The following is an 11,606-nucleotide window of genomic DNA, read 5'->3' as shown; positions in this document are numbered from 1 at the left end:
AAAGCGGTCATTAGCAGACAATTCGCCTATCGCTGCCGGAGTGGGTTCAGCTAAAGTATTGACTACGCAGCGAGTCTGATTTCTTCACAGCGATTGCTGTGATGTCGGTAAATTCAAAGGATTTTGTATGATGAAGAAATGGTTGGTCGCCTGTTGCCTGGCGTCAGGAATAACATCCACGGCGGCGTATGCCGATGCCGCCGGTGATTTGCAAAGCCGACTCAGTAAAGTGAACAGTTTTCATGCCAGCTTCAGTCAAACGGTAACGAGCGCTGACGGCGCCGCCGTGCAGGAAGGCGAGGGCGAACTGTGGTTAAAGCGGCCTAATCTATTTAACTGGCAAACGACATCGCCGGATGAAAGCGTATTGGTCTCTGATGGTAAAACGCTCTGGTTTTATAATCCGTTTGTCGAGCAGGTCACCGCCACCTGGTTAAAAGATGCGACCGGCAATACGCCATTTATGCTGATTACGCGTAATGACGCCAGTGACTGGCGCAACTATGACGTGAAGCAAAAGGGTGATGATTTTGAGCTAACGCCAAAGTCGGCCACCGGCAATCTTAAGCAGTTTTCCATCAGCGTAACCAACAACGGCACCATTAAAAAGTTCGTCGCCACCGAGCAGGACGGGCAACGTAGTACCTATGTGCTGAAAAATCAGCAAAATAGCGCAGTTGATTCGGCAAAATTTACGTTTACCCCGCCGCAAGGCGTCGCGTTGGACGATCAGCGTCAGTGAGGTCCAGGTGAGTAATCTGTCACTTGATTTTTCCCGTAATGAGTTCCAGCCGCTGGCCGCGCGTATGCGGCCGGCCACGTTGGATCAATATATTGGTCAGCAGCATATTCTCGGCGCCGGCAAACCCTTGCCGCGAGCGATTGTCGCCGGCCAACTCCACTCCATGATTTTGTGGGGACCGCCAGGAACAGGGAAAACGACGCTGGCAGAATTAATCGGCCATTACGGTCAGGCTGACGTTGAGCGTATTTCGGCGGTGACGTCGGGAATCAAAGAGATCCGCGAGGCCATCGAACGGGCGAGACAAAATCGTCAGGCCGGGCGCCGGACGATCTTGTTTGTCGATGAAGTTCACCGCTTCAATAAAAGTCAGCAGGATGCGTTTTTACCGCATATTGAAGACGGCACCATAACATTTATCGGCGCGACCACCGAAAACCCCTCTTTCGAACTCAACTCGGCGCTGTTGTCCCGCGCCCGCGTCTATTTGCTGAAGGCGTTGACCGCGGCGGATATTGAGCTAGTGCTGCAACAGGCGATGAATGACAAGGAGCGGGGATATGGCGCTCAGAATATCGTATTGACGGATGAGACCCGGCGGATGCTGGCTGAGCTGGTGAATGGCGATGCCCGCAGGGCCTTGAACAGTCTTGAAATGATGGCGGATATGGCTGAGGTTGACGCAAAGGGCATCCGCACCCTAACGCCGGAGCTGCTTAAGGAAGTGTCCGGAGAGCGCAGCGCCCGCTTTGATAACAAAGGCGATCGCTATTACGATCTGATCTCCGCGCTGCATAAATCGGTGCGAGGCTCAGCGCCCGATGCCGCGCTGTACTGGTACGCGCGCATCATCACCGCAGGGGGCGACCCGCTCTATGTCGCCCGTCGTTTGCTGGCCATCGCTTCCGAGGATGTCGGCAATGCCGATCCTCGCGGGATGCAGGTGGCCATCGCCGCCTGGGACTGCTTTACCCGCGTCGGTCCTGCCGAGGGCGAGCGGGCGATTGCCCAGGCGATTGTGTATCTGGCCTGCGCGCCGAAAAGCAATGCGGTGTATACGGCGTTCAAGGCGGCCTTGCATGACGCGCGTGAAAAGCCCGATTATGACGTACCGGAACATCTGCGTAACGCGCCCACTCGCCTGATGAAAGAGATGGGGTTGGGAGCGGAGTATCGTTACGCCCATGATGAACCCAATGCTTACGCGGCCGGTGAGAGCTATTTCCCGCCCGAGATGACGGACGTGCAGTACTATACGCCGTCGCCGCGCGGGCTTGAGGGAAAAATTGGCGAAAAGCTCGCCTGGCTCGCCGCTCAGGATCAAAATAGCCCGACAAAACGCTACCGCTGAACTAAGCGTTGCGGTAAGGTTAGCGAGGTATTTCTGACTCCCGGCCGTGTAACATGCGCCGTGTACGACAACATTCCATTTGATAATCATAAGCACAGGATTAGCATGCTCGATCCCAATTTACTGCGTAACGAGCTAGACGCAGTCGCCGAAAAACTACAGGCTCGTAGAGGCTTTACACTGGACGTTGATACGCTGCGCAAGCAGGAAGAACGCCGTAAAGTTTTACAGGTAGAAACCGAAAATCTACAGGCGGAACGTAATTCCCGATCGAAAGAGATTGGCGCAGCCAAAGCCCGTGGTGAAGATATTGAACCGTTGCGCCGCGAAGTTAACGCGTTGGGTGAAAAACTGGATGCCGCCAAATCAGAATTGGATCAATTGCAAGCCGAGATCCGCGATATAGCTCTGGCTATTCCCAATTTGCCGGATGACGCGGTTCCTCTTGGTAAAGATGAGAATGACAACCAAGAGGTTAGCCGCTGGGGCGAGCCTCGCCAGTTTGATTTCAAGGTACGCGATCATGTGGAACTCGGCGAGATGGCCGCCGGGGTTGATTTTGCCGCCGGCGTCAAGCTGGCAGGCGCCCGCTTTGTCGTCATGAAAGGACAGGTCGCGCGCCTGCATCGTGCGCTGTCTCAATTTATGCTGGATTTACATACCCAGCAGCACGGTTACCAAGAAACCTATGTGCCTTACCTGGTTAACCATGAGACGCTGTACGGTACCGGACAACTGCCGAAATTCGGCGAAGATCTATTCCACACCAAACCATTAAGCGAAGAGGCGGATACCAGCAACTATGCTTTGATCCCTACTGCTGAAGTCCCGCTGACGAATCTGGTGCGCGACGAGATTCTGGAAGAAGAGTCGCTTCCCCTGAAAATGACGGCGCACACGCCCTGTTTCCGTTCGGAAGCCGGTTCTTACGGCCGTGACACGCGCGGTCTGATTCGTATGCACCAGTTCGACAAAGTCGAGCTGGTACAGATTGTACGGCCGGAAGATTCCATGCAGGCGCTGGAGGAATTAACCTCGCAAGCTGAAACCGTGTTGCAGTTGCTGAAACTGCCGTATCGTAAAGTGCTGCTGTGTACCGGAGATATGGGATTCGGATCCTGTAAAACCTACGATCTGGAAGTCTGGTTGCCGGCGCAGGATACGTACCGCGAGATCTCTTCCTGTTCCAACATGTGGGATTTCCAGGCTCGACGTATGCAGGCGCGTTGCCGCAGTAAGAGCGATAAGAAAACCCGTCTGGTTCATACGCTGAATGGCTCCGGTCTGGCGGTAGGCCGTACGCTGGTCGCGGTGTTGGAAAACTATCAGCAGGCCGATGGGCGGATTGAAGTACCCGAAGTGCTGCGGCCCTATATGGGCGGCCTGGAATTTATCGGCTGATAACCGTGTTTTGTCCCCTAAAAAAAGCGCCTGACGGCGCTTTTTTTTTTATAAAAAGACACGGCAATATTTTTTAATCAAGAACGCGATCTTTTTACCTCCCAAAAGGTACCTCGACGTTATCTCTTTAATGAAATCTATTTAAAATCATTGATGTAGATATGGTCTCTCATTCCTGCTTATTACTTTGTAATTCTGTTTGATTAATTATTTAAATCAATGCGGAAATAAACATTTTTTATCCGAATAAACCTGGATTGACTTTTAAATACGCAGTGGCATGATGCGCTCATTCTTTCTGGTTGCATGGTTAACCATTTCATTATGTCTGCTTACTCTCGCCCAGTGCTGTTATTGCTCTGCGGCCTTTTGCTGTTGACGATTTGTATCGCCGTGTTGAATACATTGGTGCCAATTTGGCTAAGTTATCAGCAACTTCCTACCTGGCAGGTTGGGCTCGTTGGGTCATCTTATTTCAGCGGGAATCTGGTTGGGACATTATTGGCCGGCAAGTTAATCAAGCATTACGGATTTAATCGCAGTTATTATTGCGCCGCATTGTTATTCGGCGTCGCGACGATTGGATTGGGCATTTCCGTCGATTTATGGAGTTGGTTATTCTGGCGTTTTCTGGCCGGCATCGGTTGCGCGTTAATTTGGGTTGTGGTTGAAAGCGCATTACTCTGCAGCGGTTCTCCCTCGCACCGCGGACGGCTTTTAGCGTCCTATATGATGGCCTATTACATTGGCAGCGTCGTGGGGCAGTTATTGCTTGGCGTGGTGTCGACCGAATTGCTGAGTGTTTTGCCCTGGGCCGTGGCGTTGATCATCCTGGGGATGCTGCCGTTACTGTTTGCGCATATTCCGGGGCCGGTGACACAAGAACGCAAAGTGCATGTCTGGAAGATGCTGGTCGATCGCCAGGCGCGTTTAGGCGTACATGGCTGCGTGATTTCCGGCGTCATTTTGGGATCGCTATATGGATTAATGCCGCTCTATCTTTCTCATCAGGGAATGAGTGACGCGAGAGTAGGGTATTGGATGGCGCTGCTGATCAGCGCGGGTATTGTCGGCCAGTGGCCTGTCGGACGCATGGCTGACCGCTATGGACGCCTGCTGGTTTTGCGGGTGCTGACTTTCGCTGTGATTGTCGGCTGTCTTGCCATGCTGAGCGTTAGTCATTATGCAATGGCGCCGGCTTTATTTATTTTGGGATGCTCCGGCTTTACGCTGTATCCCGTCGCGATGTCCTGGGCGTGCGAAAAAGTTCGGCCGGATGAACTGGTGGCGATGAATCAGGCGCTGCTGCTGAGCTATACGCTAGGCAGCCTGGTCGGCCCCAGCCTGGCGGCGATCCTGATGCAAACCTATTCCGATCGCCTGTTGTTCGTGCTTATTGCGTTAGTGTCGCTCTGTTATCTGGTCATTTTGTTGAAGAAGGCCGGTCACCATCCGAAACCTCTGGCTACCGCCTGAGGACATAATAATAAACCGGCCAGCGTTTTCGCTGGCCGGTTTATTTTGGTCGGATGCTTGTCGCCTAACGCATCAATACATTACTTTGTGTCCGTAACCTTCCAGGATGGATTTTACGCGATCCATCGTGTCGGCTTTCGGCGGCTTCACGCCATCCAGTTTGTATTCCTCTCCCATCGCAATCCATTTGTGTTTACCCAACTCATGGTAGGGGAGCAATTCTATTTTCTCGATATTTGACATATCCTTGGTGAACTCACCGAGCATGTGCGCGGATTTATCGTCATCAGACCAGCCGGGAACAACAACGTAACGTATCCAGGTACGCTGGTTGCGTTTTGCCAGATAACGGGCAAAGTCGAGGGTGCGGTGGTTAGAAACCCCCACAAGATTCTGATGAATGTCATCGTTCATCTGCTTCAGGTCAAGCATGACCAGATCGCTGACGTCCAGAAGTTCATCAATCACCGGTTCATAACGACGAACAAATCCGTTGGTATCCAGACAGGTATTGATGCCTTCCGCGTGACAAGCGCGGAACCAGTCACGTACGAATTCGGCCTGTAAAATGGCTTCCCCGCCGGAAGCGGTGACGCCGCCGCCTGATGCGTTCATGAAATGGCGATAAGTCACCACCTCTTTCATTAGCTCTTCTACCGTAATTTCCTTACCGGCATGCGTATCCCAGGTATCCCGATTGTGGCAGTACAGGCAGCGCATAAGGCAACCTTGAAAGAACACGATAAAACGAATTCCGGGGCCATCGACGGTACCGCAGGATTCGAAAGAGTGGATGCGACCAATTACTGACATTGCAGGGTTTTCTCCAGGTTTGACCGAACAATAGCGGTCTTTGTAAGCGCAGTCATAAGAGAACGGACGCTATGTTTATCACGGTGAGTGAACAACACATCGTCCGGCTGATGCTGCGAATCTGTTTTGCCAGCCATCTACAGTGCTATAGCGGGCTGGCAAAACAGATTTTAATGCGACGATTTTAACGTTATGCGGGCGAGAAAAAGGCTCCACATACGTGGAGCCTCTATTTTACGCCTTTTCAAACAGTCAGGGAAATTAGATTGACTGAGTGAAAGTACGGGTAATCACATCCTGCTGCTGTTCTTTAGTCAGCGAGTTGAAACGCACTGCGTAGCCGGATACGCGGATGGTTAACTGCGGATATTTTTCCGGGTTTTCCATCGCATCAAGCAGCATTTCGCGATTCATAACGTTGACGTTCAGATGCTGACCACCTTCAATATTGGCGGTTTCATGGTGGAAGTAACCATCCATCAGACCGGCAAGGTTGGCTTTACGCACATCGTCATCTTTACCCAGCGCATTCGGAACGATAGAGAAGGTATAAGAGATACCATCTTTCGCGTAGGCGAACGGCAGTTTGGCAACGGAAGTCAGAGAGGCGACAGCACCTTTCTGGTCACGGCCGTGCATTGGGTTGGCACCAGGTCCGAACGGCGCGCCGGCACGACGACCGTCAGGCGTATTACCGGTTTTCTTACCGTATACCACGTTGGAAGTGATGGTAAGAACAGACTGGGTCGGTACCGCGCCACGGTAAGTATGCAGCTTCTGAATTTTCTTCATGAAGCGTTCAACCAGGTCGCATGCCAGTTCATCAACGCGCGGGTCGTTGTTGCCGAACTGCGGGTATTCGCCTTCGATGTCAAAGTCGACAGCCAGGCCGTCTTCGTCACGGATAGGTTTAACTTTGGCGTATTTGATGGCGGACAGGGAGTCGGCGGCAACGGACAGACCGGCGATACCACAAGCCATGGTGCGATAGACGTCACGGTCATGCAGCGCCATCAGTACGGCTTCGTAGCTGTATTTGTCATGCATGTAGTGGATGACGTTCAGCGCGGTGACGTACTGTTTGGCCAGCCAATCCATGAAGTGGTCCATACGTTCCAGTACTTCGTCGAAGTCCAGGTATTCGCTCTTGATCGGTGCGGATTTCGGACCGACCTGCATCTTCATTTTTTCATCCACGCCGCCGTTGATGGCATACAGCATGGTTTTAGCCAGGTTGGCGCGGGCGCCGAAGAACTGCATTTGTTTACCCACAACCATCGGGCTCACGCAGCAGGCAATGGCGTAATCGTCGCTGTTGAAATCAGGACGCATCAGGTCATCGTTTTCATACTGCAATGAAGAAGTGTCGATGGACACTTTCGCCGCGAATTTTTTGAAGTTCAACGGCAGTTTTTCAGACCACAGAATGGTCATGTTCGGTTCCGGAGACGGCCCCATGGTGTACAGGGTGTTCAGGAAACGGAAGCTGTTTTTGGTAACCAGCGTACGGCCGTCCAGGCCCATACCGCCCAGGGATTCGGTCGCCCAAATCGGGTCGCCGGAGAACAGTTCGTCATATTCAGGCGTACGCAGGAAACGAACCATACGCAGCTTCATGACCAGGTGGTCAATCAGTTCCTGAGCTTGTTCTTCATTGATTTTGCCGGCGGCCAGATCGCGTTCGACGTAGATGTCCAGGAACGTAGAAACACGACCGAAGGACATGGCGGCGCCGTTTTGCGATTTCACCGCGGCCAGGTAGCCGAAGTAAGTCCACTGTACCGCTTCTTGCGCATTAGCGGCCGGACGAGAGATATCGCAGCCGTATTTGGCGGCCATTTCTTTCAGTTGACCAAGCGCGCGGTGTTGTTCGGCGATTTCTTCGCGCAGGCGGATAGTGCCTTCCAGATCTTCACCGTCTTCCAGTTTAGATTGCAGAGAGGTGAACTGGGCGAATTTATCTTTCATCAGGTAGTCGATACCGTACAGCGCAACGCGACGGTAGTCACCGATGATACGGCCGCGGCCGTAGGCATCCGGCAGACCGGTCAGCACGCCGGATTTACGGCAGCGCAGGATATCCGGCGTATAAACGTCGAATACGCCCTGGTTATGGGTTTTACGGTATTCGGTAAAGATTTTTTTCAACTGAGGGTCCAGTTCGCGGTTATACGCTTTACAGGAACCTTCAATCATTTTGATACCGCCGAATGGGATCAGCGCACGTTTCAACGGAGCATCGGTCTGAAGACCTACGATTTTTTCCAGGCTCTTGTTGATATAGCCGGCATCGTGAGAGGTGATGGTCGATGCCAGATTGGTATCGAAATCTACCGGCGCATGAGTGCGGTTTTCCAGCTTAACGCCTTCCATAACCTTATCCCACAGCGCAGTAGTCGCTGCTGTGGCGCCAGACAGGAAGGATTCGTCACCTTCATACGGCGTGTAGTTTTTCTGAATGAAGTCACGAACGTTAACTCCATCCTGCCATTCACCTTTGCTAAAGCCTTGCCATGCGTTGGCCAATTTTTCATTCAGATCGGTCATTTTACACCTACCTTTGATATGGATTTTTTAAATCCGACGTTGCGGCTGATTGCACGTTAGTGCTTGTCTCCGCCGCGCAAATAAATTACCCAGTATGTTAAACCTACTAAAAAGCCACCGCCAATAATGTTTCCTATGGTAACTGGAATCAGATTATCGTTAATAAAGTGGCTAATCGTTAAATGTTCAAACTGGGAGGGCGCCATTTCAATCGCCTGCCAGAATTCCGGCGTCGCGAAGTTTTTGATTACAATGCCCATTGGGATCATAAACATGTTGGCGATACTGTGTTCGAAACCACTGGCGACAAACATGCCGACCGGTAAAATCATCGCAAACATCTTGTCAGTCAGACTATGGCCGGAATAACTCATCCACACGGCCAGGCATACCATCAGGTTTGCTAAAATCCCCAGGCACAGAGCTTCGATAAATGTATGTTCAAGCTTGTGCTCGGCGGTTTGCAGAATATTGAGTCCCCATGCGCCATTGGCGACCATGTGCTCGCCGGAGAACCAAATCAGTGCGACAAAGAAAAGCGCGCCAACCAGGTTGCCGATATAAACATTGACCCAATTACAGGCTAGCTGTTTCCAGGTTATACGTCCACTGGCTTTGGCGATGACGGTCAGCACGGTGGAAGTGAATAAATCCGCGCCGCAAACGACGACCAGCATTAACCCCAGCGAGAAGCAAATACCACCGATGAGTTTGGCGATACCGAAGGGTATCGTGGCCGTGCCGGTGGTGGCGGTAATATAGAAGACGAATGCAATCGAGATAAAAACGCCCGCGGTGATTGCCAAATAAAACGTTACCCACGGTTTTTTTGTTGCTTTATAGACACCGGCGTCTTCAGCGACTTTCGCCATTGCTGCCGGTAATAGCAGAGTGAAGGGGTTGTCAGCTTTCACACTAACTCTCCTTAAAATTTATCAGCGTCGAGATACTAGCAAAGCGGTATAAAGCAAAATTTGACATGGATCATATTGCGCGAAACTAACCCGGGGGTATGGTGGTGCAATATTCGGGTTTTTCCTGTTATCTCATTGATTTTTATAATAAAAAATATTTTAAATATTATAAAATTATTTGAATTTCATGGGGCGCGCAGGCTGAATCATCGTTAATTAATATCATGCCTTGTAGAATTTAAGTGCGCTATTTTTGATGTAATTTAATCATTTTTTTACCATTTAGTAACAAGTGAGTTTTATTTTGTCCGCGTATCGGAACAGCATTATTTTCAAAGCACAATAACCCTTTCAATGAAGGGTTATTGTTGCGCTGATTCAGGAAAACGGCCTATCGTCCTGCGATCTTGAAAAATCGCCAGGCGAATAGACCTGGTGTCCGTCGATGCTATTTTGCCTGCCAGTCGCGGCTTTTCGCGCGTTGTAGCTTCTCATAGGCCGCCAACAATGCCTGATGAGCCGGTAGGGCGGTAAATGCGTCGTCGATGGCAAAGAGTCCGTAGAAACTTTGTTCGCCGGCGATTGCCGCGCTGGCGGCGTCTACCGCTTCACGCCCGTACATTTTGACGAAGGCGTCGTAATACTCGGCGGGATCGCGTTCCGGCTCCAGCGCCAGTTGCAAGAGCGTTTGCAAACAGCGGTAATAATTGCTGCGCTGCGGGTTGAAGACCGAACCGTTGAAATCCTGCGTCCATTCCGCCCAGGTCAACGCCTGTTCCAAATCGCCGCCTGCCAGCGCCAGCATCGATTTCAACTCGCCGATGCGCAACGTGAACCAGCCATTATCTTTACCGGTGGCGATGCCGAGCAGTTCGCGTACCCGCGTGAAATCATCAAAGCCTTCATCATCCAGTTGCTGCAACAGGGCAAGATACGCTTCTTTTTCCCACTGACTATCCGGTAACGCCAACAGCGTTTCGCGCAGATGCGCGCCCATACTGTTATTGGCTAACAGCAGATCTTCAGCAGGATAGATATCGGACATGCCGGGAACCAGAATACGGCAGGCGTAAACGGCGAGGTGCTGATAGTCGGCAATGTACACTTCTTTATCTTCCTGCCGGAAAATGGCCATCAGTGTGGCGAATTCCTCTTCCGTCGTACCGCTGAAGCTCCAGTCTACAAACGCATAATCAGCCTGACGCTTGAACATATCCCAGGAAATCAGACCGCTGGAGTCGATAAAGTGGGTTTCCAGATTGGCATGTTCCGCAACTTCGTCCACATCAAAAGTCGGCGGGGTGAAAACATCCAGATCTTTCAGCCCGCGGCCTTGCAGGAGTTCGGTTACCGTACGCTCCAGCGCTACGCCGAAATCCGGGTGCGCGCCGAATGAAGCGAAACAGGTGCCGTTCGCCGGATTAAACAGCACAACACAGATGACCGGATATCGACCGCCGAGAGAGGCATCGTAAGCGAAGATGGGAAAACCTTCTTCTTCCAGCGTGGCAATGGCTTCCACTACGCCCGGATAGCGATTCAACACCGCCTGCGGAATCTCCGGCAGACTGATTGATTCCGCGATAATCCGATTCTTGATACTGCGTTCAAATACTTCGGACAGCCCCTGGACGCGAGCCTCATTAGGCGTATTCCCCGCGGACATCCCGTTGGATACGTACAGATTGCCGATAATGTTCATGGGAATGTAGACCGCCTGCAAATCGGACTGGCGGATGAACGGCAGCGCGCAGATACCACGAGCGGCATTGCCTGATTGCAGATCGATCAAATCGCTGGCGGCGAGTTCTTTTTCCGCATCGTAAAATTCACGCAGGCGCGCATCCAGAATCCCGTCGGGCAGTGTGTCGTCCGCCGGAATGGGAAACCATTTTTCATTGGGATAATGCACGAAATCGCTTTGTGCGACGGCTTTGCCAAGATAGAAATCCGCAAAGAAATAGTTGGTCGACAAACGTTCAAAATACTCGCCCAGCGCCGAGGCCAGCGCGGCTTTTTTACTGGCGCCTTTGCCATTGGTGAAACAAAGCGGGCAATCACGATCGCGAATATGGACGGACCAGACGTTAGGAACAGGGTTTAACCATGAGGCTTCTTCGATGTTGAACCCCAGATTTTGCAGTTGTTGTTGAAAACGGGCGATGGAGTCTTCCAGGGCGGCGTCTTTGCCTGGGATGAAGGTTTGAGTCATGGTTTTCACTTTTGCAGGTTTGAATAAGAGGTGCATGATACGGGCTTTTCGGCGCAGACTCTATTCATTCTATAACAGCTTGATAACATGGGATGGGATGTCATCGCTCATCAGAGGTTTTGTGGAGCAAAACGCAATAAGCATTGCAGC

8 protein-coding genes are annotated in these 11,606 nt (G+C 51.6%); 4 read left to right on the top strand and 4 right to left on the bottom strand.

The annotated features are described in order from the left end of the window. Positions 1 to 130 precede the first annotated feature (130 nt). The 4 genes from lolA to ABRZ26_RS03135 all read left to right on the top strand — a co-directional run bounded on the left by lolA (position 131) and on the right by ABRZ26_RS03135 (position 4,970). Positions 131 to 742 carry an outer membrane lipoprotein periplasmic chaperone LolA gene (gene lolA, locus ABRZ26_RS03150; RefSeq protein ID WP_319602942.1) on the top strand — a complete coding sequence of 204 codons (612 nt, stop codon included), beginning with the start codon at positions 131 to 133 and terminating at the stop codon, positions 740 to 742. A 7-nt stretch (positions 743 to 749) separates the two neighbouring features. Continuing rightward, positions 750 to 2,093 (top strand): replication-associated recombination protein A, encoded by a 1,344-nt coding sequence (locus tag ABRZ26_RS03145; RefSeq protein WP_319602774.1) that lies wholly within the window; start codon positions 750 to 752, stop codon positions 2,091 to 2,093. 105 nt (positions 2,094 to 2,198) lie between these two features. Then, complete coding sequence (serS, locus tag ABRZ26_RS03140; protein WP_319602773.1) at positions 2,199 to 3,494, top strand: serine--tRNA ligase; 1,296 nt, start codon at positions 2,199 to 2,201, stop codon at positions 3,492 to 3,494. A 324-nt stretch (positions 3,495 to 3,818) separates the two neighbouring features. After that, complete coding sequence (locus ABRZ26_RS03135; RefSeq protein WP_319602772.1) at positions 3,819 to 4,970, top strand: MFS transporter; 1,152 nt, start codon at positions 3,819 to 3,821, stop codon at positions 4,968 to 4,970. A gap of 72 nt (positions 4,971 to 5,042) precedes the next feature. Here ABRZ26_RS03135 and pflA read toward each other — a convergent pair whose 3' ends face one another. From pflA to ycaO, 4 genes are all read right to left on the bottom strand, one after another. Beyond that, the gene (gene pflA / locus ABRZ26_RS03130; RefSeq protein ID WP_319602771.1) at positions 5,043 to 5,783 is read right to left on the bottom strand and encodes a pyruvate formate lyase 1-activating protein; all 741 of its coding nucleotides are present in this window, start codon (positions 5,781 to 5,783) and stop codon (positions 5,043 to 5,045) included. Positions 5,784 to 6,044: 261 nt separating this feature from the next. Then, positions 6,045 to 8,330 (bottom strand): formate C-acetyltransferase, encoded by a 2,286-nt coding sequence (gene pflB / locus ABRZ26_RS03125; protein WP_319602770.1) that lies wholly within the window; start codon positions 8,328 to 8,330, stop codon positions 6,045 to 6,047. A gap of 56 nt (positions 8,331 to 8,386) precedes the next feature. Beyond that, on the bottom strand, positions 8,387 to 9,244 hold the full coding sequence (focA, locus tag ABRZ26_RS03120; protein ID WP_319602769.1) for a formate transporter FocA: 858 nt from the start codon (positions 9,242 to 9,244) through the stop codon (positions 8,387 to 8,389). 448 nt (positions 9,245 to 9,692) lie between these two features. After that, positions 9,693 to 11,456 (bottom strand): 30S ribosomal protein S12 methylthiotransferase accessory factor YcaO, encoded by a 1,764-nt coding sequence (gene ycaO, locus ABRZ26_RS03115; protein WP_319602768.1) that lies wholly within the window; start codon positions 11,454 to 11,456, stop codon positions 9,693 to 9,695. Positions 11,457 to 11,606 lie beyond the last annotated feature (150 nt).

This window comes from Brenneria sp. L4-2C (assembly GCF_040240335.1).
GTDB lineage: Bacteria > Pseudomonadota > Gammaproteobacteria > Enterobacterales > Enterobacteriaceae > Brenneria.
The sequence above is the reverse complement of the archived record's forward strand: the minus strand, read 5'-3'. Positions and strand labels throughout refer to the sequence as shown.

Bases quoted from the DNA above. Each gene is read 5' to 3' on its own strand.
- lolA (WP_319602942.1), top strand. From the start codon at position 131: ATGAAGAAATGGTTGGTCGCCTGTTGCCTGGCGTCAGGAATAACATCC.
- serS (WP_319602773.1), top strand. From the start codon at position 2,199: ATGCTCGATCCCAATTTACTGCGTAACGAGCTAGACGCAGTCGCCGAA.
- ABRZ26_RS03135 (WP_319602772.1), top strand. From the start codon at position 3,819: ATGTCTGCTTACTCTCGCCCAGTGCTGTTATTGCTCTGCGGCCTTTTG.
- pflA (WP_319602771.1), bottom strand. From the start codon at position 5,783: ATGTCAGTAATTGGTCGCATCCACTCTTTCGAATCCTGCGGTACCGTC.
- pflB (WP_319602770.1), bottom strand. From the start codon at position 8,330: ATGACCGATCTGAATGAAAAATTGGCCAACGCATGGCAAGGCTTTAGC.
- ycaO (WP_319602768.1), bottom strand. From the start codon at position 11,456: ATGACTCAAACCTTCATCCCAGGCAAAGACGCCGCCCTGGAAGACTCC.